The sequence below is a fragment of the Pseudomonas sp. CVAP#3 genome (assembly GCF_018986375.1).
Classification (GTDB): Bacteria; Pseudomonadota; Gammaproteobacteria; order Pseudomonadales; family Pseudomonadaceae; genus Aquipseudomonas; species Aquipseudomonas helvetica.
Genome location: NZ_JAHMSC010000006.1, coordinates 1 through 22,259, shown reverse-complemented (window position 1 = coordinate 22,259; position 22,259 = coordinate 1). Strand labels below are relative to the sequence as shown.

Here is a 22,259-nt window from a genome sequence, read left to right as displayed (position 1 = left end):
TTGCGACTTGCCTTTGCTCCACCACATGCTGCTCACCCGGATTCGAACTTTTATTACCGCGCAAATAAAAAACGCCGCAATCAACTGATCGCGGCGTCGGCTTTCATGCGAATAACGTTGGCGGCGCTGGCTGAGCCATCGTGCCAAAAGGATAATTCTGCGTATTTGTCGAACAGGTCCGGCGGCAGGATCGTGCGCCGAGGCTCCAGCGCGACCGAGCGCTTGACCTTGTGCAGCCCCGATACCCCGAGCGCCTGGTCGAATTCCGGCGCGTCATAGGCGAGGTTGTTGAAATCGTGCTCGAACCAGGGTTCGCCAATGAAATCGTAGATCAACCGCATGACCCGGTCAGGGGCCTGGCTCAGCAGGTCGTAATCGACGATCAGCAGCGAGTCGGCGTTTTCGCCGTAATAAGCCTCTTTCAGCGCGGTCCAGGCAAAGCCCACCAGACGATTGCGCTGGGCCAGGGTTTCACAACGACTGTAAACGGTATGGCGCTCGATTTCGTCATTGAACAGCTTGGTGTTCTCGAACGGATTGGCGCGGTACAGACGCTCAAGGCTGTCCATCACCCAGGCGACATTGCGCACACAGGCAATGGTTTTGGCCTTGGGAAACAGTTCCCGTAGCGCAGGCTGACGCGAGCACCATTGGCGATTGGTATCGAAGATAACGGGTGTATCTGCCTGGTCGGCATAGAAGGAGTCGAACAGACCGCGCAATAGACGACGGCGGAGCGGAGTGTCGATCACCGCGCCAAATTCGCTGCCGGCACTGCATTGCTCCAGGACACTGGAGAACAGCGAGCCGACGGGGCTGGTCATACCGGCATGAAAACGCGGGTTCTGCAACAGAATCGCAGAAAGCAGGGTCGAGCCTGAGCGCGGCAAGCCGGAGATAAAGTGGAATTGCTGCATCCCTTCACCGTAGTCGTAAGTCCTTTTGTAGGACGAAGCGTAGCCTACGAAATTGGATCCGAACAGTGGTGTTTTGATATCAAATCGGAACTAAAACCTTGTAGAAGGTGTGGTTGTAATGAATGCGCACAGAGTGAAACGTTTAAGCCAATAACCGTCTTGTGGATACCTTCAGTTGAAGCCTTGAATGTCAAAAGATCGCAGCCTTCGGCAGCTCACGGTTTAGGCGGAGCTGCCGAAGGCTGCGATCTTTTGATTTGCAGGTAACTGACGTTCTTCGCCGTACTACCCGTTATTTTTTGGGGCTGTTGATGACAAACAACCGCGCCCGCGCATTGCCGGCGACTTTTTCACTGATCTTCTGCCAGTCAGCGGGCAACGGTGCGAACTCATCAGGTTGGTCAGCGGTGCTGAACAACCACACACGGTGCGCTTCGGGTGGCAGGTCGGTGAGCCGATCGAGGTAAATCTTGTCGGCGGCTTCCTCTACCAGCGTACCGAAACCGTAGGCATTCGGGCGACTGGACGTGCCATTGGCCAAGGGCGGAGTAAAGAGCCGCGGCTGGACGACGGTGCGATCGTAGTAGACGTACGGCATGTACCAGAGCAGATCGCTGATGACGACCTGATCACCCGGCTCGTAATGCTGATTGATGAACTCCACTGTCACATTGAGCTGGTCATTTGGATCGACCGTCGCGTTGTTTTTCAGGCCCACCCCTTCAATGCCGATAAACAGCATGAGAAATGCCAGGGCCAGCACCCGAGCCCCTTTTTTCAGGCCATCGACGCTCAGGGCAATGATCAGCGGCAACCCCAGCGCAAAGGCCGTCACGTAGCGCTCGATAAACACCGGCGAAATGAACGACACCAGGAAAACCAGCACCAGCGGCACCACCGCGTAAATCGCCAGCAAGGCACTCCAGCGGTAGACGCTACGATCACGCAGCACCGTCAACACGATCACGGCCAACAACAGCACCGGCAGTGCGAAAAACACCGACCTGTGCAGGAAGTCATCATCGCTCTGGATCATGAAGGTCCAGACCATGGACGGCAGAGAGCTAAGAGTGACCGGATCTTCCCAGCCCACATCGCCGCTGGCCTTGAGTTCCGGCATGTGCTGAACCAGGCTCAGCAACTGCGGGACCCACGGCAGAAACAGCAGCACGATCGCTGCATTGGTCAGCCACCAGCCCGGGCGGTTGATGTGCCGCAACCGCTCGCCTGGTTGCACCCGCAGCACCAGCAGGTACAACCAATGGGCAATCACGCACAGGGCCGTGAAGTAGTGGGTGTAAAACGCCGCCGCCATCAACAGCGCATAGATCACCAGATACCGTGCACGCTGGGGCTGTTTGACCCAATACACCAGTGCAATCGTCGCACCCAGCAGCAACACGCCCAGCAGCGAATACATCCGCACTTCCTGGCTGTAACGCACCGCCGAGGGGAATAGCGCCAGCAACAACCCGGCCAGCAACGCCGCCCGCGGGTTGGCGATCAACCGTACCAGCCAGACGCCCATTGCGACCGTGGCGATCCCCGGTAGCGCACTGAGGCCGCGAATCGAGAGCATGCTGTCGCCAAACAGTTCGATCCAGCCGTGCAGCACCATGAAATAGAGCGGTGGATGCACATCACGGGCCGCGTGAAACCAGATCCCGGCCAGATCGTACTGGCTCATCAGCAGGCTGGAGCCTTCATCGCCCCAGATCGCCGCGGCTGTCAGGTCGTAAAACCGCACGAACGCCGCCAACAGCACAATTGGCCAGATCCCGTAATCGGTCAGCCATTGAAACAGACGCGCCGAGGCCGTCAGCCGAGTGCGTGCAGCACACGCATCAGGCTTGCCGACAAGCTCTGTTTCTCTACGGTATTCCATCTATCCCCCTGGGTGATTGAAAAGGCCCTATAAGGCTTGGACCTTGAATTGGGTGTGGATGCTGCCCCATTCCCTGCACGCACGCAATGTAGCGGCATTCGTCTTTGCGGCTACGCTGATCGGTGGTCGGCGGACACGCCGGCCTCCTCCAAAAAACACAGGGATAACAACCATGGAAGTGTTTACCGGAACCATCCAGACCTTCGCTTTCAACTATCCTCCCAGCGGCTGGGCGTTGTGCAACGGGCAGACCATGCAAGTCGGCCAGTTCCAGGCGCTGTTCGCCTTGCTCGGCACCAATTACGGCGGCAACGGCACCACAAACTTCATGCTGCCGGACCTGCGCGGTCGCCTGCCTTTGTGTCAGGGGTTGGGCCTGAACCTCACCCCACGGGTGATCGGCACCTCCTCCGGCGCCGAAAAAACCGCCGCCACGGTGAGCAACCTGCCCATTCACACACCCACGGCGACCGCTGTCGGCACCCCTAACCTGACGGCCAACACCACCGTCAACCTGGCCAGTGTTGCTGCCACCCCCTCGAGCACGCCATCAAGTACCAATGCCTTTATCGGTGCCTCCAGCGGCGGCCCGGGCACGGCCAATATTTACTCCACCGCACAGGGCACTGCGCCCGTGCCGCTGCAAGGTGTCAGCACCTCCGTTGGCGGCACCGTCAACGTCGCCGTCTCCGTAGCGCCCATCGGCGGTGGCGTGCCCATGGACACGATGAACCCGTTCCTGGTCCTGAACTTCAGCATGTGCCTCAACGGTCTTTTCCCGTCTCGCAACTGAACATGCCGCCGGGGCCCAAGGCCTCGGTTCTTCACTTTTCTGGAGCCAGGCCATGCAACAACAGGTCAACAGCGATCATTTTCGACAGCTATTGGAAACACCCACCCGCTTGTACCTGGAGGATGGCAGCCAACTGTCCGTGATCATCGAATCGGTAGAAGACACGCCCAGGGCACGCTTGTCAGAGAGCAGCCGAATGCCTTTTGGCGTGACCTTGAGCAGCCCGCTGCCCACCTCGTTCGTCGATGGACTCTGTGCGATCGACTTGCCTGAGCTGGGCCGTATCGAAGGCATATTCGTATCGCGCACACTGGCCTTGGGGCGCGACGCAAGCCGGGCGTATTTCTACATCACCTTCAACTGACCAGAATCTGCGGCTGGTTGGGATACCAGACCAGGCGTTCAGCCGCGACACTTTGCTCCTCGACCTGAAACCCCAGCGCCAGATAATGCTGGCGCGCATGAGGGTTGCTCGCCCAGACCACCGTGCTCACCGGGCAGCGCACCTGTTCGGCGGCTTTTTGCACGCCTTGCAACACCGTACGGCCATAGCCCTTGCCTCGGGCCGCCGGAATGAACGCCAGATACAGGACGCGAATTTCGTTGCTGCCAAACTCGGCGGTCAATGCGCCAATCGGGGTGTCGAGTTTCTCTACCACATAGTGCAGCGCGTTGGGGAAGCGCTCCCCGGTGCCCTGCTCCTGCACCCGAAACTGCTGGGCGATGACCTCCTCGACCAACTCGCGTTCGCCGTCGATCCATTGCAGATCGGGGCGCGCCGCATGATAGAGGCTTTCCAGAAACGGCCCATCGGTCGCCCGCGACGGGCGCACCACCAAACCGTCTGCGGCATTGGCACTGTTGTTCAGCATCGTGATGCTCCTTGCGCTAAAAACCACTCTCCCTCACGCCCAGCGCCGCCAATCGGCGCCAGGCGGTCCCCAGCAACGACTCACTGCCGCCCTGCAACACCACCACGCCGCGCAATGGCTGCACCGGGGTGACAATGCCGTCGAGCACCTTGAGCCGCACCGCGTATTGCGCTTGCACAGGCTCGGCGCGCTGGCTCTGATCGCGGCGCACGGCAATCGGCCCGTGGTGGTCGGAGGTCAGCGCTTCCTGATCGACAACCACCGCGCCGTTGGTGTCGATTTCAGTCAACTCGACCGCCACCGCCGGGTGCATCGGGTCCTCGGCGATAAACCGTCCCGTCGCACCGGGTGCAACCCGCCACAGCTCGGCTTCGGCCAGATAACCGCGCAGTCGCGCACCCTCTTCGACGACCCGAGCCAGGGTATCTTTAGGCGACAACCAGCGGCCAACGGCCAGTTGCGGCAACAGATCGCGCACTTGGCCGGCCTGGGGCGCCCGCAGCAGCAGGCGCTCGCGCTGCGCCGCCAAACCGCGATACTCGGCCACCGCTTCCGCCAGCCGTTGTTCGACGATGCCGGCATCGGCGGCAGTTTCGCTGCGTCCGGCCTGACGGCGCATCTGTAATTGCTGGATCTCGATTTCCCGACGCGCGATGGCCTGACGCGAATCCAGGTCCGGCGACTCCAGCTCGATCAACACATCGCCCTGGGCGACGATCTGCCCGTCGTGGACATTCAGCTGCTTGACCCGTGCCGCCACTGGCGCATGCAAGGCACTGACCCGGCCAGCCTCGAGCATGCTCGGCAGTTCCACCGCGCTGCGCCATGGCAGCACCAGCACGGCAATCACCGCCAGCAATCCCAGGCCACTGAGCAACGCCCGCGGTGCATGGGCCTGTTCGCGGCGGCTCCACCATTCACGCCACTCACGCGCAATCGGCAAGAAGATGAACCACACCAGCTCAACCATCATCAGGAAGATCCCCAACAATTTGAAGAACAGGTGATACACCGCCAGCGCAATCCCGAAAAACAGCACCGCGCGCCACAGCCACGAGCCGTATCCCCACCACAGCAAACGCCGCTGCATCGACGGCGACCAAGGCTCCGGGGCCGGCTCGCCGTAACCGAACAGCGCCTCGCGCAATCGCCAGCGACACAAAGCAAATGCCCGACCCTGAAGGTTGTCCACTTCCCAGAAGTCGCTGAGCAAAAAATAACCATCGAAGCGCATGAACGGGTTCAGGTTGACCGCAAGCGTAGTGAGCCAGGTCGCGCTGGCGAGCATGAACGCCGCCGTCCGCGCCGGCCCGTCCGGCAACAGCGACCAGGCGAGCAAGGCGATACATGCCAGCAGCAACTCGGCGAGCACCCCGCCCGCGCCGATCAGCAACCTCGCGCGCCGATCATTGACCCGCCAGGCGTCGCTGACGTCGGTGTAAAACATCGGCAGCAGCACCATGAACGCCACCCCCATGCTCTGCACCCGACAGCCGGCGCGCTTGGCCATGAAGGCGTGGCCGAACTCATGACAGAGCTTGGCAAAGAACAGCGCCACCCCGAACGCCAACGCACCGCCAAGACTGAACAAGTGCGGGAAGGTCGCGATAAAGCGCTGCCAGTCTCGCGACACCAGAAACACCCCCAGCCCCAGGGTCAGCGGCAAACCATAACGCAACGCTCCAGGACCAAAACGCGCGAGCCATGGCCAGGCACGATTGAGGAACGTGTCCGGGCGCCACAGTGGAATCCGGAAGAACAGGTATTGATGCAGCAAAATCTGCCAGACACTCTGACGCTGCGCGGCGGCCTTGAGGCCATAACTGGCGCGCTGTTGCGGATCGAGGGCGGAAATCAGGTCGTGGGCGCGCAAAAAACTCAGCAACTGCTCAAGCTCAGCGACATCCAGAGGCAAGCCCGGTTCGCGATTGGCGGCGCGCAGCACTTGCTCGGGATCACCCAACGACCAATGACGCAGCAAACGCATGGCCGCGGCGCCGAGTTTGAAGTAGCGCCCGCGCAGCGGGTCGGCCAAGGTCCAGCGCGGCGATCCGTCCAGCGCCGGGGCGGCCATCTGCAACTGTAAATCGGCACGCAGGCTGGGCAATGTCATCTAGAGACCTACACTTTGGCGCAAGCCGGCCAGCGGCTTGCGCAACAGGTACAGCGCCAACGGCGCACGATCGCCGAAGATTTTCGCCGTACCGCGCAAGCCGATACGCGGCGGCGCGGCCTCGAAACTGGCGTCGAGCCGATACGCCAACTGGCCGCCGGCCGTCGGTTGCGCTTCATAGGCCGAGCGTTCGAGTCTGGCCGAATGCCGTTGCAACGGATCGCTGTCGAGAAACAGCGCCACCTGCGCGCCCGGCTCCAGTGCAATCGCATCGCCGACCGCCAGTTCGATGCGCAATTCCGCCTGGCTCGGGTCAGCGATTTCCATCAGCCGCTCGCCGGTCTGCACCGGTTTTCCAGTCCAGCGTTCGGCGTCGGCGAACACCGCAATGCCGTCGCGCTCGGCACGCACTTCGCTGCGTTTGAGCAGTTCGCGGGCGTAATCGCGCTCGGCACGTTTCTGCTCGACCCGCGCGGCCAGCAAATCAATTTTCGAACTCGATTCGGCGTCGGCAAAGGCGCGCTGGGCGTTGGCCTTGAGCTCGGCTTCCGCCACGCCCAAGGCCCGGTCGGCGACGTCGGCCTGGGCTTTGAGCGTGGTGCCTTCGAAGCGCAGCAACAGGTCGCCGGTCTTCACGTTCTGGTTGGGTTTGACCAGGAACTCGGCGATCACCCCGTCCAACGGCGCCGCCACCACCCGACCGCCGAGTGGCACGACCTCGGCCGGCGCCAGCACCGACTGGCGTACCGGAATCAACAAGCCCAGCACCAGCACCGCCGCCAAGGCGACCTGACGTTTGCGGGTCCAGCGCAAGCGCCACGGTTGACGCGGTTGCAGCGCCAGCCAGGCGTGACTGTAGGTGTCACCCAGTTGCGACAACAGCACTTGCTCGGACGGATTCCACGGTACATCGCGAGCCAGCCACACACCGCCGAATACCTGGCCCTGGCGATCAATCAGCGGCAGCCAAAACACTTGTGTGGCAGAAAGACTTTGCCAGTCGGCCTGAATCGGCCCGCTCAACGACGTAGCCGGAATGACCCGCGCCTGTTTCACCAGCTCGAGCTTGAACAACTGCGCCACCGCTTGCTCGACGAACGCTACAAACGGCGCATTCGGCTCCACGGCACTGACACCGGTAATCGCCCGCACCTTGCCGGCAATCAACAGCGCCGCATGACGAAAACCGAACAAGGATTGACCGTCATTGGCCAGGCTGTAGGCCAGTTGTTCGGTAGTGCGCGCGGCACGGGTCTGGCGCTCCAGCTCCAGAAAGCGCGCGAACACCTGTTCGGCGCCACCAACGACGGGCGCGTTCACTTGAACTCCACGAAGCGCGCCGTGCCGCTCATCCCGGCCAGTAAGCCACTGGCGTTGGGCACCGTTGCGACCAGCAGCAAGGTCTGGCTGCCTTCGTCGATTCGCGCGCCGAGGCGTTTGACCGTGGCGTCGATGGGCTGGCCGGTTTCATCGGGAACGAAGCTGAAGGTCTGTCCGGGCTTGAGTTTGCCCATCCAGCGCGAGGGCACCAGCAGGTGGATTTCCAGGCTACGGTTGTCGACGATGTCCAACAGCGGCGCACCGGCGGCGACGCTTTCATAACGCTGAACCTTGCGTGCGACGACCTGGCCGTCAAACGGCGCGACAACGCTGCAGCGTTTGACCTGAACCTGATACACCTGAGATTGCGCCTGAATTTCGCTGAGTTTGGCTTCGGCTCGCGCCACTTCAAAACGTCCGACCGAGTTCAACGAAGCGAGTTGTTTGTTGTGGGCCAACTCTTCGCCGGCACCCCGGCTGGCGGCCTGTGCGGCGTTGAGCTGGGCCTGAAAGGCCGAGCAGTCGAAACGCGCCAGGGTGTCACCCTTCTTGAAGGACTCGCCTTCACTGAACGGCAACTCGACAATTCTGCCGGGCAGTTCACTGGCAAGCACCGCTTGATCGCGAGCACGCAACACACCGCGGGCTTCGCTGCTGGTTGTGGCATGACTGCCTGTGCTGGTGCTTTCCAGCAGCGGATCGTCTGGTACGGGCGTTTGCGCCTGTGATACGCCTGCCAGCCCGATCAAACCTAACGCCAAACCACAAAAACGCCGCATAGCCATGTCTCCCTGACAGATGGTCGGAGTCTAAGACAGCTTCGACCAGCGTCAAGCAATCAGCCATCACTGCCCGAAATTGCGGCTCGGCACTGCAAATTCGAGATCAGCGCGCGGTATGATCGCGGCCTCGATTTCAGCGTTTGCGGATTAAGGACAATTCATGCGTATCGGTCTTCTGTCGCCCCTCGCTCTGGCACTTGCCACAACCTGCGCACTCCCGGCCCACGCCAGCTACGATCAGGACGCCTGTACGCCTGAACTGTCGCTCAGCGGCGACGGACGCTGCAACAATGTGGCTTTCCTCAACCCTGGCAACGACAGCCGCGCCAATTTGCGCTTGCTGCTCTCCGATCAAGGCGCGCTAGCGCTGAACCCGGCGCCATTGGGTGATTTTGACCGCGAGGCCGGCTACGGCCCGGTGCCGTTCGACCTCGGACGTCTCGACTCACCGCCAACGCAGGCCCCGACGCCACCTCCTGAAACGGCCCCGGTTTCAGTGCTCGATGAGCCCCTGCGCCAACTCGGCATCAGCCACGAAGCCTCGACCATTGCCGGCAATCAGTTCATCGAAGGCGAAGGCAGCCGCTGCCGCAGCAACAGTGAAGAGAGCGCCGCCGCGTTCCTCGCGCAACTGCTGAAAACCACTCAATTGCCCGCCGAAGAACGCCAAAGCCTGGCGCAAAGCCGCCTCCAGATGCTCGCCGCATGCAGCTGGGAAGCCGATCAACTGAACAGCCTGCTGCCCGCCTCAATCACCTCTGAACCGGGTAAAGCCTTCCTCACGTACCTGCGCGGCGCGGCGCAGTTCTATGGCGGCCAGTTCGCCGAGGCCACGCAAACCTTCGCCAGCCTGAACAACAGCGAACAGCCTTGGCTCAAGGAAACCGCGCTGTACATGGCCGCGCGCATTGCGCTCAACGCGGCTCAGCAAAACGCTTTCGACGAGATGGGCCTGCCGACGCTCGAGCATGTGGATAACGCGAACCTGCAAATGGCCGAAACCGGCTTCGACAACTATCTGAAAACTTATCCACAGGGCGAGTACAGCGCGTCGGCCAAAGGCCTGATCCGCCGCGTGCACTGGCTGGCCGGCGAAGATCAGAAACTCGCCGATGACTACGCCTGGCAACTCACCCAGGCCACTGACGCCCAGCGCAACAAAACCCTGCCGGAACTGGTGGAAGAGGTCGACAGCAAACTGCTGACCCAGCCGGATAACGGTATTCAGGCGCCGCTGCTGCTGGCGGTCAAAGACTTGCTGAGCATCGGCACCTACCAGACGCCTTTCAACCTCAAGACGCTGCAAGCGCAGAAAGCCTCGTTTGCCCAGCAACCAGCACTCTACGACTACCTGCAAGCTGCGGTGCTGGTGTACCTCGAGAAAAATCCCGAGCAGGCACTGAACGTCCTCCCGGGCAGCGTCCCGGACAAGCTCGACTACCTTGCCTTCAGCCAACAGATGCTGCGCGGCATCGCCCTGCATGAGCAGCACAAATGGCCGGAAGCCGAAGCGCTGTGGCTGGAGTTGCTGGGCAAGGTCAAACAGCCGTTGCAGCGCGAGCAGGTCGAACTGGCGCTGGCCTTCAACTACGAACTCAGCCAGCGGCTCGGCAAAGTGTTCGCCGCCGACTCACCGATCAAGACACCTGCCGTGCGTTATCGCCTGCAACGGCTAGTGGCCGACGCCCCACTGCTGCGTCAGCAATTCAGCCAGGGCGCGGACGCCACCGAGCGCAACAGCGCGCTGTTCGTGCTGCTCTACAAAGAGTTGCTGCGCAGTCAGTACGCCGAGTTTGCCGAAGACTTCAAACGACTGCCGGCCGAGCCGTCGACGGACAAACTCGGCGTCAGCATTGGCTATTTCTACAGCACCGGCCAGCCGCTGACGATGTTCCGCTGGCAGGGCGACAAGGCTGAATCGGGCTACCACTGCCCAAGCATCGCCGAGGTTGCCGCGACCCTTCAGGCGGACGGCAAGAACCCCAAAGGCCTGAACTGCCTGGGTGAGTTCATCCTGCGCAATGGCCTCGACAGTTCACCGCTGGAAGCCAAACCCAACAAGTCCGAACTCGGTGCCACAGGGTCGGCATTCAAAGGCGAGATCTACTCCCGGCACGAAGGTTATCGCCAGGTCATCGACAACGCCAAAGCGCCGAAGGAAGACCGCGCTTACGCTCTGTTCCGCGCCATCAACTGCTATGCGCCCTCGGGCAATAACAGCTGCGGTGGCAAAGATGTCGAACCGGCTGTGCGCAAGGCCTGGTTCCGCCAGCTGAAAAGCGGTTTTGCCGATACTCAATGGGGCAAGTCGCTGCAGTATTACTGGTAAGCCATGAGAGATTTCCTCAAAGGCCTGGCGCTGCTCGCACTGCTGGTCAGCGCCCCATCCTTTGCGGCCGTCGACGCCGGCGAGTACGACGCCTTTTGGCTGTGGAGCGGGGTCAACACGCAACCAGTACTGGCCCAGGCGAAAACCCTGTATGTCCTGCAAGGGCAGATCAGCGAATCACGCCGCACGCCACAGCGCGGCGTGCGCTTCATCGCCCAAGGCATCGCTATCCCGCGCCTGACCCAGGGCGAAGTCTGGGTGACCTACCGCGCCCACACGCTACGCTGGCCGGAGCCGGTCTATCAGCAATTGCTGGGGCAGGTGCAGCGCTGGCAACAGGCGGGTAACCCGGTGGTCGGCATCCAGATCGACTTCGATGCCCGCACCCGCTACCTCGACGAATACGTCAGCTTCCTCAAAGACCTGCGCCAACGCCTGCCCGCCCAGTATCGCCTGAGCATCACCGGCCTGATGGACTGGAGCAGCCACGCCGATCCGCAGGTGATCGGCCAGCTCAAAGGCGTGGTCGATGAAGTGGTGGTGCAAACCTACCAGGGCCGCCACAGCATCCCCAACTACGCCGCCTACCTGCCAAGGCTGAACAGGCTCGGCTTGCCGTTCAAGGTCGGGCTGATTCAGGGCGGCGAATGGGAGGAGCCGGGGTATTTGAAGGACAACGAGTGGTTTCGCGGGTATGTGGTGTTTTTGCAGAATCGGTAGGCAGGCTATATGACGCAAACGCAACCGTAATATTGGCTCATAAAACCAAGCTCGCCGTGACTTGACGCCAATGGCCTCCTAGGGCAAAAACAACCACCGCGGGTGCTGGAGCGTCGGCCATCCCTGCATGATCTCTTTGTTAGGTTGCAGTTGACGTCAGTGTCAACTCGACTTAGCATCGGCCCCACTACTCAACCCCGTACGCAGTGATTCAGTTCGCTGGCAGTTGGGGTGAAAAAACCGGCCTCGGCCGGTTTTTTCGTTTCCAGGGATTGGAATTGTGCGCACAGCGTTCTTCGTCGACGGTTACAACCTTTTCTATGGCCTGCTGGCGGGTACGCCTTACAAGTGGCTGGACTTGTCGAAACTACTGGCCCATATCGCTTACGTAGAAAACCCGGCCAGCACGTTGGCATCCGTCGATTATTTCACCTCGTCTGTCAAACCTGAGCTTGCGACCCGCGGCCGAGTATCAAAGGAAGCCCAAGACTCCTATGTCCGAGCGCTGAAAGCCAGTGATGTCCGTGTCCACTATGGCCGACATCAGCTCGAACCCGCCAAGGCCCCACGCTTCATTGATAAAAAAACCGGAGCGTCGCGTCAGGACAAAGTCGACATCTGGAAGCTCGAAGAGAAAGAAACAGACGTACATATCGCAATCAGCATGTACCGCATTGCAGCCAGACAAGCCCTCATCAGCGAGACAGATCGCATCGAACAACTGATATTGGTCTCTGGTGATACCGACATGACACCGGCCTTGAGAGCCATTCGAGAAGACTTCCCTGAGATGACCGTAGGAATCGTTCTACCCCACAGACCTGAGTTCAAGCGTGCCGCTCCAGGTTCTCTGAAAGAATTCTCACACTGGATGCGACGGGTCATCACCACGCAGGAGCTAGAGGCTCATCAGTTTCCCTCTCGAGTCTCTACACGCAAAGCACCTGCAATCAAACCCGAGTACTGGTGACCGCACGCTTCAGTCTCATCACTCCCTCACGTTCTGAGCCAACGGATACACCGACTCCCACCCACCTCCCAGCGCCTTGTACAACCCCACCATCGCCAGCGACACGCCGGTCGAGCTTTCCACAAGTTGTTCCTGGGTCGCCAGCAGCGCGCCCTGTACGGTCAGGACGTTGACGAAATCGACCACGCCTTCGACGTATTGCTGTTGCGCGGTGTGCAGGGCGATCTGGTTTTGGCGCACGGCTTCGGCAAGGCTGTCGCGGCGTAGCTGGCTGGCGTTGAAGCTCGTCAACTGATCGTCGATTTCATGCCAGGCCCGCAGCACGGTTTTCTGGTAGGCCAGCGCCGCGTCCTGTTGCTGCGCCTCGCGCAAATTGAGCATACCGCGCAGGCGACCACCATCGAACAGCGGCAGGCTGAACTGCGGGCCGATGCCGAATTGACGCGAACCCCAGGAACCAAAATCACTCAATTGCATGGCCTGCGAACCGAGGTTTCCAGACAGTGTGATGCGCGGATAAAAATCGCCCTTGGCCACACCGATGCTGGCGGTGGTGGCATGCAGTCGAGCCTCGGCCTGGCGAATGTCCGGGCGCCGCTCAGCCAGTCGCGACGGCAGGCCGATCGCGACTTGACGCGGGGTTTGCGGCACCGGGGCGTCCTTCGACAACTCGGCTTGCAGCGCTTGCGGCCGTTCTCCCATCAACAGGCTCAAGGCGTTGATCAACTGCGCCTGACGCTGCTGAAGCGCGGGCAGGCGCGCTTCGATGGTTGCCACCTGAGCGGCGGCTTCGGCGACATCCAGATCGGTGGCCACACCATCGGCCAGACGCAACTGCGACAACTTCAGGCTGTGCCGCGCGACCTCAAGGTTTTGCTCGGTGACAACCCGGGTGCTTTGCACGCCGCGTAGTTGAATGTAGTCCTGAGCGGTTTCCGCCAACACTGAGAGCAGCACACCCCGGCGATCATTCTCTGCCACTTCCAGAGTCGCGTCGGCGGCTTCGGCTTCGCGCCGCACACGCCCCCAGAAATCCACTTCCCAGGAGGCTGAGAATCCGCCATCCCAGAGGTTGAACGCCGAGCGGCCGTTGTTGCCGGACGGGTCCATCAAGCCTTGCGCGCTGTTGCGTTTGTGTCCGTAGCTGCCGGTCGCGGCGGTGGTGGGATACTGCTCGGCGGTGATCACCTGACGAGCCGCGCGGCTTTGCTGCAAGCGGCTGCCGGCGAGTTGCAGGTCGAGATTACCGGTCAATGCACGGCGGCTGAGCGCCGACAGCTGCGGGTCATGAAAGACCTCCCACCAGCGTTCGTTCATTTCGGCCGTCACCGCTTGGCTGGCAGCGGCTTTTTGTGGTTTTGACCATTCTTCGATCTGCGGTGCTTGCGGTCGCACAAAGTCCGGGCCGACGGTGCAGGCTGCCAGCGAAAACAAACCCAGCGCAACAAGCACTGACTGGCCAAGGCCTTTGTGGCGAGGGAGCTTGCTCCCGCTCGAGCGCGTAGCGCTCGCAAAAAAGATGTCGCGGTGTACCAAGGGAAACGCGGCGGCAGGTTTTGGGGACGCTTCGCGACCCAACGGGAGCAAGCCTCCTCGCCACAGAAATGGGTGTTTGCCAGTGCTCATCGCTGCGTCACCTCACGCGCACTGGTCGCCGGGTTGACGGTGTCGATACTCGCCTCCACCGACATCCCCACCCGCAAACGCTCTGCCAGCGGTTGGCCGGGATCGAGGACGATCTTCACCGGAATTCGCTGCACGACTTTGGTGAAGTTACCGGTGGCGTTGTCAGGTTTCACGGCAGCGAAGGTCACGCCGGTAGCCGGTGCGACACTCTCGACCCGACCGGTCAAGGTTTCACCACCGAGACTATCGACACGCACTTCCACGTTTTGCCCAGACTGTACGTCAGAGAGTTGGGTTTCCTGGAAGTTACCGACCACATACGCTCGCGCCAGCGGCACCACGGCGAGAATCTTGCTGCCCGGCGTGACATAGGCACCGACCCGTACCGCACGCTCGCCGACCATGCCATCCACCGGCGCCACGATGCGTGTATAGGACAGCTCGAAACTGGCCATTTCCAGCGCTGCATGGGCGCGCTTCAACCCTCCTTCGGCCGCGTCACGCTGGGCTGTGAGGATCTCCACCTGCTTGCGTTCCGCCGCCAGCACTGCGCTGGCATTGGCCAGTCGTGCGCCAGCCTGGTCGATGCGGGTACGCGCTTGCTGGGCGTTTTGCACCGTGCCGGCGCCGACTCCGGCAAGGTGGTTGTAGCGGTTCAGTTCATGTTCGGCGAAAGCCATTTCTGCTTTCGCGGCCACCACCGTGGCCTGCGCCTGAGCGATCACCGACGCCTGGCGTTCGAGGGTTGCCCGAGCGTTTTGCAGCTGTGCCTTGGCCACCAGGGTTTCGGCATCCGCGGCTTGCGCTGCGGCGCGCAGATCCCGGTCATCGATCAGCGCCAGCAACTGCCCGGCCTTGACCTGCTGGTTGTCTTCGACCAGCACTTGCTTGATAAACCCGGCCACGCGCGGCGCGACCAGCGTGAAGTCGGCGGCGATAAACGCGTCGTTGGTGGTCTGTTGAGGTTTCTTGCCGAACACGCCCGGCGCCAACAGGTAAACCAGCACGCCAGCCGCCAACACCGCGACAGCTGCACCGGTGAATTTGGATTTCGTAGGGATCGTCATAAAAACCTTCTGTTTCAATAAACGTTCAAGTCGGCGCGCGCGGCGGATAGATCCGCGTCGGCAGCCAGAAAATCAGCAGGATCAGCGCCAGCGCGACCCCGGCCATGCACAGGTACAAGTCCGACGAGGTCAGCACCACCGCTTGCTGGTGCAATCGATGAGCGAGACCCGCGCTGTCGCTGTCGGCCAGCGGTGAGTTGCCGAGGTTGTCGACCAGCATCGTTGAGTGGAAATGCAGGCGCGCCGTGGTCAGCGCATCCAGCACACCAGTGGCGATCACCGCCGCGAGGCCTTTAACGGTGTTGAACCAAGCCGACGCAAACGGCCCCTCCTGCGGGCTGATGCTGCCGGTCGAGAGCATCAACAACGGCAGCACCGCCATCGGCTGGCCGAAAATCTGCAGCAATTGCAGCCCGTAGAAGTCATCGCGAATCCACGCCGACGTCAGCTGCGAACCGCCGATGCAGGACAGCGCCAACAGGCTCAAGCCGATGCCCAGTACCCAACGGCAATCGACCCAGCGCAAGTTGCACAACGCCGCCACCAGCGGCAGTGCAATCAGTTGCGGGACGGCCATCAGCAGCATTACCGGGGCGGTCTGAATCGGCCGATAGCCTTGAACCTGCGCCAGGTAACTCGACGGGATGATGATCACCGCCAGCAACACCACCAGCACCCCGGCCAACGTCAACAGGGCGAATGACAGGTTGCGGATGCCGAGCATCTGCAATTTGAAGAACGGCACCGGTTGCGACCATTCGTTGACCAGAAACAGCACCAGCAACAACAGCCCGCCACCGAGCAGCCAACCGATCAGGCTCGACTCGAACCAGTCCAGGCGATTGCCCTGCAAGATCCCGATCACCAGCATGCAGATGGCCGGAAAACCTAGCAGCAGGCCACGCCAGTTGAACTGTTTCAGGCGTTCCAGACGCAGCGGATCCTGTGGCAATCCGTACGCCACTGCGACCATCGCCAGCAGGCTCGGCGCAATGATTTGCCAGAAGGTCCAGCGCCAACTCAGGTACTCCGTCCACAAACCCGCCAGCGGCGTGCCCAGTCCGGGGCCAAACGTCGCCGTCAGGGCATAGCCGGCCAGCCCATAGAGTTTTAGGTTGGCCGGCAAAAACCGCAGAGCGACGGTCATCAACATCGGCGGCAACGCCCCACCCGCCAGACCTTGCAAGGTGCGCATCAGCAGCAGGCTTTCATAGTTCGGCGCGAAGGGACTCAACACACCGAGTACGGTGAACAGGCTGATAGTGCACAGGGTGAAACGCCGCAGTGAAAAGGTCACCGAACACCAGGGCGCAAACGCCATCGCCGCCACGGAGGTTGCGGTGTAGCTGGCGACGAGCCAGGTGCCTTCGTCGTAACCAATGGCCAAGGCACCGCGAATGTCAGCCAGGGCGAGCTTGGTTACCATCTCGTTCAGGCCCGACACCAGCACCGCCAACAACACACCGACCAGACCGATGATGATGCGTGGACCGAAGATCGGTGGGATACCGACGGAAGATTTGCTGGCCGCTTCGAGTGTTGCGGGGACAGCGAGGGAGGTCATGTTCAGTACAGCTCCGGATTACAGAAATACCGGGGCAGTTTATGAACGCAGACAGCTGACGAAAACTGACTTATCGACAGGTTATAAGTGTGCCAGACACATGAGTAGCGAGGCTCTTGTGGCGAGGGAGCTTGCTCCCGCCCGACCGGGCTGGCGCACCAGGGCGCGGCACTCGTAAATGTACTGCCGTGTATTAGCTGACACACCTCATGGGCTAGTTTTTGGCTGCTTCGCCGCCCAGCGGGAGCAAGCTCCCTCGCCACAAAAGTAGTCTGCTGCTGTCAGGACGGCTGCGCCGCCAGCCATGTCTCATCACAACTGGCTTTCAAAGTTTCGCGCAGCCAGCGGTGGGCCGGGTCCTTGTCGTAACGCGGGTGCCAGGCCTGCGTCAGCATCAAGGTTGGCAGCGGGATCGGCAAAGTAAAGGAGCTCAGCCGCAGCCCAAGTCGGGTCACGCTGAGCAACGCCTCTTTGGGAACCGGCAGAATCAGATCGGAGTCTGGCAGCACGAACATCGCCGCGTGAAAGCTGGGAGCGATCAAGGCCACGCGACGCTCCAGCCCCAAACCGTTGAGCGCCGTATCGATCGGCCCTCGGGCAATTCCGCGACGAGACATGGAAATGTGCGAAAACCCGGCGAAACGCTCTGCAGTGATTTCGCCTTCAAGCAGTGGGTGACCTTCACGTACCAGACCGACAAAATGCGTGGCAAACAGGTTCTGGACCTTAACTTCCGGAGTTCGCGGGCGTGTGTTGCTGACCATCAGATCTATCCGCCCTTCGCGCAGCGCCTCATCGTCACCATCGCCCTCCGGCACAAAGCGCAACTCGCAATGCGGTGCCTGACGGTTCAGCGTGTCGATCAACCGGCCGCCGTAGACCCCGACGAAAAAGTCATTGGCGCGCACGTTGAAACGTCGGCGTAGGCTGCGCAAATCCACCTTGTCCGCCGAACGAAACAGCATCGCCGCCTGTTCCACTACATCGCGTACCTGGCTGCGCAACTCCAGCGCCTTGGGCGTCGGCACCAACCCGCGACCGGCACGTACCAGAATCGGATCACCGAGCGCTTCGCGAACGCGGGCCAGGGTCCTGCTCATCGCCGCCGGGCTGAGGTTCATCCGCCGCGCCGCGCCTACCACACTGCCCTCGTCGAGCAAGGCGTCGAGGGCGACCAACAGGTTCATGTCCGGGAGTTGCATGCTGAGCACTCATCGCTGATCAGAATTGATTCAGGCGCAATCCTAGCAAACATCCCTATCACCACAGAACCAGAAGCCTAGCGCTGCATTCCCCAGCGCTTCACCGTGACTCGCTCCAGAGTGTCGAATACCAGGTTCTCCACCAGCAAACCGATGAGGATCACCACCGCCAACCCGGCGAAAACCTTGTCGGTGTACAACTCGTTGCGGTTCTGGAAGATGTACCAGCCCAGGCCGCCCTTGCCGCTGGTAGCGCCAAACACCAGCTCGGCGGCGATCAGCGTGCGCCAGGCGAAGGCCCAGCCGATTTTCAGTCCGGCGAGGATCGACGGCAACGCGGCGGGAATCAGGATGAACAGCACCAACCGGATGCCCTTCAGGCCGTAGTTGCGGCCGGCCATGCGCAAGGTTTCCGAGACCCCGAGAAACCCCGCATAAGTGTTCAGGGCCAAGGCCCAGAGCACCGAATGCACCAGCACGAAAATCAGGCTGTTCTGCCCCAACCCGAACCACAGCAGTGCCAACGGCAACAAGGCAATCGCCGGCAATGGGTTGAACATCGAGGTCAGGGTGCTCAGCAGGTCGCGGCCGAATTGGGTCGACACGGCCAGCGTGGTCAGGGCAAACGCCAGGACGATACCGACCAGATACCCCTTGAGCAGCACCACCAGCGAAATCCCGACCTTGCCCAGCAACTCTCCGCTGAGCAACCCGTCGTACAGCGCATGGCCGGTTTGCAGGAAGCTCGGCAGCAACAGGTCATTGTCTTGATAGCGGGCGACGGCTTCCCAGAGCACCGCCAGCAGAATCAGGATCAGGCTTTTACGCAACCAGCCCTGCTGCCAGAGGCGCTGGCCAAGGGGCAATTCGCGCTCCAGCGCAACGCTCAACAGGGGTTGCAACTCAACTTCATATTCTTGTCGCGCAGGTGATGAATGGCTCATCGGGCACTCCTCCAGCCGCTCAATAAGCGATGCGGATATCGTTGAAATCCAGTTCGAGTTCGCTCTCGGCAGACTGGCCTTCATCGAATAACAACCGATGAATGCGTCGTGCCGACTGTTGAAACGCCACGCCGCCAAGGCTGTGCAAATCGTATTGATGGCTGTGGATTTCCGCCCGCACCCGACCGGGATGAGGCGACAGCAACAGGATCCGGTTACCCACCACCAGCGCCTCTTCGATGGAATGGGTGACGAACAACAGGGTGAAACGCACCTCCTCCCACAGCAGCAATAATTCCTCCTGCATCTTGCGTCGGGTCAGCGCGTCGAGCGCGGCGAATGGCTCATCCATCAGCAAGATTTTTGGCTGCATGGCCAAGGCCCGAGCAATCGCCACCCGTGCCTTCATGCCACCGGACAAGATGTGTGGATAGGCATCGGCAAACGCCGCCAGTCCCACCTTGTCGAGGTAGTGCAACGCCCGCTCTTCAGCCTCGCGGCGCTTGAGGGTTTGCGAGGCCAGCAGCGGAAACATCACGTTCTGTTTGACGGTTTTCCACGGCGGCAGTTGATCAAACTCCTGAAACACCACAATCCGGTCAGGCCCCGGACCACTGACCGCCCGCCCTTGCAGGCGGATCTGCCCTTCACAGGGTGCAATGAACCCTGCAACGGCCTTGAGCAAGGTCGACTTGCCGCAGCCGGAGGGGCCGAGCAACACAAAACGATCGGCAGGATCGACCTCGAAGCTGACCTGATGTGTTGCCCGCACCACCCGTTGCGGCGTGCGGTATTCGAGGCTGACGTGATCGACCGCGAGCAACGCCTGTGTGCTGGCGGTCGAGCTGCTGGCCGCGTGGCCTTGCAAGCGAGCGTTCATGGCAGTCAGCTCCCTTGCAGCGGTTTGGCGTCCTGGAAGAAGTAGTCCTTCCACGAGTCTGGTTTGTTCTTGATCGCGCCAACGCGGTAGAGGAATTCGGCCAACGGATAGGTATTTTTCGGCGTAACGCTGAATTCGAACTGCGGGTTGTCGATGATTTTCAGCAGCGCGGCGCGGTCGATTTTAGCTTTGGTCACCCGCAGGTAAGTGTCCGCCGCTGCGCCCTTGTCGTTCTGGGCAAATTCAGCAGCTTCGGTCAGGGCTTCGATGAAGGCTTTGTAGGTTTTCGGGTTCTCGTTGCGAAATTTCTCGGTGGCGAACAACACGGTCGGCGAATTCGGGCCCAGTAGGTCATAGGTGTTAAGCACGACATGGACGTTAGGGTTTTCCAGCGCCTGATCCTGGAACGGCGGATTGGAGAAGTGCCCGGTCAGTTCAGTGCCGCCAGCGATCAACGCAGCCGTGGCGTCCGGGTGAGGGACAGCGATGGTGTACTTGTCGAGGCGATTGAATTCCTTGTCACCCCACTGCTTGGCCGCCGCATACTGGAGGAATCGCGACTGTACGGAAACCCCGACCGCCGGCACCGCGATACGGTCCTGCTCGGTGAAATCGGCGATGGTTTTGACCTTCGGATTGTTGCTCACCAGGTAATACGGGAAGTTGCCCAGCGAGGCGACCGCTTTGACGTTCTGCTTGCCGTGAGTGCGGTCCCAGATGGTCAGCAACGGGCCAACGCCAGCACCGGCAATGTCGATGGACCCTGAGAGCAATGCATCGTTGACGGCCGCACCGCCGGAGAGCTGGGTCCAGTCGACCTTGATGTCGATGCCCTCTTCCTTGCCGTGCTTCTCGATCAGGTGCTGGTCGCGGACCACATTGAGCAGCAGGTAAACGATGCCGAACTGCTCGGCGATGCGAATTTCGCCTTCGGCGTGCGCCACAGTCGGTGCGACCAGACTGCCGGCGAGCAGGCTGAAACCCAGACCGATGGCGGCGGCCAGCGGCGCGAATGGAATACGTTTGGACATGGCAGGTATCTCCGAAATGCGGCCGATCAGAAAGGCGCGTCGCCCTGGATGGTGGTGCGGTAGAGCTTGCGGCGCAGATGGCTCGGGCAACCGGCGGCCAGGTGAATCAGCGAACGGTTATCCCAGAACACCAGGTCGTGAGGCTGCCACTGATGGCGGTAGATGTTTTCCGGCAACACGCTGTGGGCGTAGAGCTCGGCCAGCAGTTGCCGGCTTTCGTCTTCCGGTAAACCGACGATGCGGGTGGTGAAACCCTCGCTGACGAACAGTGCCTTGCGACCGTTTTCCGGGTGAGTGCGAACCACCGGATGCACCACTTCGTTAACCTGAGCGAGTTGCTCCGGGGTCAGGGTCGGGCGCCAGTTGCCTTCGAATTTGCTCTCGCTGTAACGCGCGGTATAGGAGTGCGCAGCAGAGCGTCCTTCGACCGCTTTGCGCAACGCTTCGGGTAGGGTGTCCCAGGCTTTGTGCTGGTCGGCGAACAGTGTGTCGCCACCTTCGGATGGCAGCTCCTGAGCGTGGAGCATCGAGCCCAGGCTCGGCAGTTCTTTATAGGACAGGTCGGAGTGCCAGAACTTGCCGGCGTCACCGAGGCCGATGGCCTGGCCGTTTTCGATGATGTTGGAAACGATGAGGATTTCCGGGTGACGGGTCAGCAGAAATTGCTTGAGCACATGGATCTGCAGCACGCCAAAACGGCGGCTGAAGGCGATCTGTTGTTCGGGGCTGATGCGCTGGTTTCGGAACACCACGACATGGTGCTCCAGGTGCGCGCGGTGGATGCGTGCGAAGTCTTGCTCGTTGACCGGCAAGGCGAGGTTCAGGCCAATGATTTCGGCACCGACGGCGCCGCTGAACGGGCGGATCTCGAACGTTTGCGGCGCGAGGGTCGCGGCGCTGGGCGAAGCGGACAGTACAGGCATACATCACTCCCACGCAGAGCACGCTCAATGGCGTGCGCGTCGATCAGAAACTCACGGAGGTCCCGTGTGGGTTCATTTCGTGCGGCACGCCGATTGGTCGGTGGGTACGCAGGGGTTTGACTTTATAGATATAAGAGCGAGTATTTAAATACCGTTAACGAATAACGATATGGCTTTCTCCGATGATTGTCCCCACGCTCCGCGTCACAGTGGACGCAGAGCGTCCATGGCGGCATTCCCACGCGGAATGATCTGACCCCAAAAAGCTGGACGTTTACATGTCTATGCCTGAGCGGCCTGAGTTCTGTATTCAACAGGACT

18 protein-coding genes and 1 pseudogene are annotated in these 22,259 nt (G+C 61.1%); 5 read left to right on the top strand and 14 right to left on the bottom strand.

What is annotated here, in order from left to right:
• Positions 1-80 precede the first annotated feature (80 nt).
• On the bottom strand, positions 81-917 hold the full coding sequence (locus tag KRR23_RS12340; RefSeq protein WP_216742724.1) for a sulfotransferase: 837 nt from the start codon (positions 915-917) through the stop codon (positions 81-83).
• 292 nt (positions 918-1,209) lie between these two features.
• The gene (locus KRR23_RS12335; RefSeq protein WP_216742723.1) at positions 1,210-2,802 is read right to left on the bottom strand and encodes a glycosyltransferase family 39 protein; all 1,593 of its coding nucleotides are present in this window, start codon (positions 2,800-2,802) and stop codon (positions 1,210-1,212) included.
• Positions 2,803-2,974: 172 nt separating this feature from the next.
• Between KRR23_RS12335 and KRR23_RS12330 the strand changes: the two genes are divergently transcribed.
• Positions 2,975-3,595: a phage tail protein gene (locus tag KRR23_RS12330; protein WP_216742722.1), complete on the top strand. Its 621-nt coding sequence runs from the start codon at positions 2,975-2,977 to the stop codon at positions 3,593-3,595.
• 52 nt (positions 3,596-3,647) lie between these two features.
• Positions 3,648-3,959, top strand: coding sequence for a hypothetical protein (locus KRR23_RS12325; protein WP_216742721.1), 312 nt, complete (start codon positions 3,648-3,650; stop codon positions 3,957-3,959).
• On the opposite strand, the gene KRR23_RS12320 is transcribed toward KRR23_RS12325, so the two are convergent.
• Genes KRR23_RS12320 through KRR23_RS12305 form a run of 4 tightly spaced genes read right to left on the bottom strand, consistent with a single transcriptional unit; the run spans position 3,952 to position 8,679 of the window.
• Entirely contained in the window at positions 3,952-4,467 is a 516-nt protein-coding gene (locus tag KRR23_RS12320; protein WP_216742720.1) for a GNAT family N-acetyltransferase, read from the bottom strand. The two genes, KRR23_RS12325 and KRR23_RS12320, sit on opposite strands and share 8 nt — an antisense overlap.
• 16 nt (positions 4,468-4,483) lie before the next feature.
• Complete coding sequence (locus KRR23_RS12315; RefSeq protein WP_216742719.1) at positions 4,484-6,580, bottom strand: biotin/lipoyl-binding protein; 2,097 nt, start codon at positions 6,578-6,580, stop codon at positions 4,484-4,486.
• A complete protein-coding gene (locus KRR23_RS12310) occupies positions 6,581-7,900 on the bottom strand; it encodes an HlyD family efflux transporter periplasmic adaptor subunit (RefSeq protein ID WP_216742718.1) in 1,320 nt (439 codons plus the stop codon).
• Entirely contained in the window at positions 7,897-8,679 is a 783-nt protein-coding gene (locus KRR23_RS12305; RefSeq protein ID WP_216742717.1) for an efflux RND transporter periplasmic adaptor subunit, read from the bottom strand. Before KRR23_RS12305 ends, KRR23_RS12310 begins: the two co-directional genes overlap by 4 nt.
• 163 nt (positions 8,680-8,842) lie before the next feature.
• Here KRR23_RS12305 and KRR23_RS12300 point away from each other — a divergent pair, with 163 nt between their 5' ends.
• From KRR23_RS12300 to KRR23_RS12290, 3 genes and pseudogenes are all read left to right on the top strand, one after another.
• Entirely contained in the window at positions 8,843-11,011 is a 2,169-nt protein-coding gene (locus KRR23_RS12300) for an outer membrane assembly lipoprotein YfiO (RefSeq protein ID WP_216742716.1), read from the top strand.
• A 15-nt stretch (positions 11,012-11,026) separates the two neighbouring features.
• Positions 11,027-11,731, top strand: a pseudogene (locus KRR23_RS12295) (DUF3142 domain-containing protein); the annotation flags it as partial.
• Between the two features lie 280 nt (positions 11,732-12,011).
• Positions 12,012-12,701, top strand: a complete 690-nt coding sequence (locus KRR23_RS12290) for an NYN domain-containing protein (protein WP_216742714.1) — start codon at positions 12,012-12,014, stop codon at positions 12,699-12,701.
• 18 nt (positions 12,702-12,719) lie between these two features.
• On the opposite strand, the gene KRR23_RS12285 is transcribed toward KRR23_RS12290, so the two are convergent.
• The 8 genes from KRR23_RS12285 to KRR23_RS12250 form a co-directional block, all read right to left on the bottom strand.
• Entirely contained in the window at positions 12,720-14,327 is a 1,608-nt protein-coding gene (locus KRR23_RS12285; RefSeq protein WP_253912061.1) for an efflux transporter outer membrane subunit, read from the bottom strand.
• The gene (locus KRR23_RS12280; RefSeq protein WP_216742712.1) at positions 14,324-15,394 is read right to left on the bottom strand and encodes an HlyD family secretion protein; all 1,071 of its coding nucleotides are present in this window, start codon (positions 15,392-15,394) and stop codon (positions 14,324-14,326) included. Before KRR23_RS12280 ends, KRR23_RS12285 begins: the two co-directional genes overlap by 4 nt.
• A 25-nt stretch (positions 15,395-15,419) precedes the next feature.
• A complete protein-coding gene (locus KRR23_RS12275) occupies positions 15,420-16,958 on the bottom strand; it encodes an MFS transporter (protein WP_216742711.1) in 1,539 nt (512 codons plus the stop codon).
• Between the two features lie 281 nt (positions 16,959-17,239).
• Positions 17,240-18,160: a LysR family transcriptional regulator gene (locus KRR23_RS12270; RefSeq protein WP_216742710.1), complete on the bottom strand. Its 921-nt coding sequence runs from the start codon at positions 18,158-18,160 to the stop codon at positions 17,240-17,242.
• Between the two features lie 77 nt (positions 18,161-18,237).
• Positions 18,238-19,104, bottom strand: coding sequence for an ABC transporter permease (locus KRR23_RS12265; protein ID WP_216742709.1), 867 nt, complete (start codon positions 19,102-19,104; stop codon positions 18,238-18,240).
• A 19-nt stretch (positions 19,105-19,123) separates the two neighbouring features.
• Positions 19,124-19,984, bottom strand: coding sequence for an ABC transporter ATP-binding protein (locus KRR23_RS12260; protein ID WP_216742708.1), 861 nt, complete (start codon positions 19,982-19,984; stop codon positions 19,124-19,126).
• A 5-nt stretch (positions 19,985-19,989) separates the two neighbouring features.
• Positions 19,990-21,015, bottom strand: coding sequence for an ABC transporter substrate-binding protein (locus KRR23_RS12255; RefSeq protein ID WP_054594995.1), 1,026 nt, complete (start codon positions 21,013-21,015; stop codon positions 19,990-19,992).
• Positions 21,016-21,041: 26 nt separating this feature from the next.
• Complete coding sequence (locus tag KRR23_RS12250) at positions 21,042-21,938, bottom strand: TauD/TfdA family dioxygenase (RefSeq protein ID WP_216742707.1); 897 nt, start codon at positions 21,936-21,938, stop codon at positions 21,042-21,044.
• Positions 21,939-22,259: the final 321 nt, after the last annotated feature.

What these genes read in the sequence shown, in the direction of transcription:
- KRR23_RS12320 (WP_216742720.1), bottom strand. Translation starts at nt 4,467, where the DNA reads ATGCTGAACAACAGTGCCAATGCCGCAGACGGTTTGGTGGTGCGCCCG.
- KRR23_RS12255 (WP_054594995.1), bottom strand. Translation starts at nt 21,015, where the DNA reads ATGTCCAAACGTATTCCATTCGCGCCGCTGGCCGCCGCCATCGGTCTG.
- KRR23_RS12275 (WP_216742711.1), bottom strand. Translation starts at nt 16,958, where the DNA reads ATGACCTCCCTCGCTGTCCCCGCAACACTCGAAGCGGCCAGCAAATCT.
- KRR23_RS12305 (WP_216742717.1), bottom strand. Translation starts at nt 8,679, where the DNA reads ATGCGGCGTTTTTGTGGTTTGGCGTTAGGTTTGATCGGGCTGGCAGGC.
- KRR23_RS12330 (WP_216742722.1), top strand. Translation starts at nt 2,975, where the DNA reads ATGGAAGTGTTTACCGGAACCATCCAGACCTTCGCTTTCAACTATCCT.
- KRR23_RS12300 (WP_216742716.1), top strand. Translation starts at nt 8,843, where the DNA reads ATGCGTATCGGTCTTCTGTCGCCCCTCGCTCTGGCACTTGCCACAACC.
- KRR23_RS12280 (WP_216742712.1), bottom strand. Translation starts at nt 15,394, where the DNA reads ATGACGATCCCTACGAAATCCAAATTCACCGGTGCAGCTGTCGCGGTG.
- KRR23_RS12335 (WP_216742723.1), bottom strand. Translation starts at nt 2,802, where the DNA reads ATGGAATACCGTAGAGAAACAGAGCTTGTCGGCAAGCCTGATGCGTGT.
- KRR23_RS12270 (WP_216742710.1), bottom strand. Translation starts at nt 18,160, where the DNA reads ATGCAACTCCCGGACATGAACCTGTTGGTCGCCCTCGACGCCTTGCTC.
- KRR23_RS12265 (WP_216742709.1), bottom strand. Translation starts at nt 19,104, where the DNA reads ATGAGCCATTCATCACCTGCGCGACAAGAATATGAAGTTGAGTTGCAA.
- KRR23_RS12340 (WP_216742724.1), bottom strand. Translation starts at nt 917, where the DNA reads ATGCAGCAATTCCACTTTATCTCCGGCTTGCCGCGCTCAGGCTCGACC.
- KRR23_RS12285 (WP_253912061.1), bottom strand. Translation starts at nt 14,327, where the DNA reads ATGAGCACTGGCAAACACCCATTTCTGTGGCGAGGAGGCTTGCTCCCG.
- KRR23_RS12260 (WP_216742708.1), bottom strand. Translation starts at nt 19,984, where the DNA reads ATGAACGCTCGCTTGCAAGGCCACGCGGCCAGCAGCTCGACCGCCAGC.
- KRR23_RS12325 (WP_216742721.1), top strand. Translation starts at nt 3,648, where the DNA reads ATGCAACAACAGGTCAACAGCGATCATTTTCGACAGCTATTGGAAACA.
- KRR23_RS12250 (WP_216742707.1), bottom strand. Translation starts at nt 21,938, where the DNA reads ATGCCTGTACTGTCCGCTTCGCCCAGCGCCGCGACCCTCGCGCCGCAA.
- KRR23_RS12315 (WP_216742719.1), bottom strand. Translation starts at nt 6,580, where the DNA reads ATGACATTGCCCAGCCTGCGTGCCGATTTACAGTTGCAGATGGCCGCC.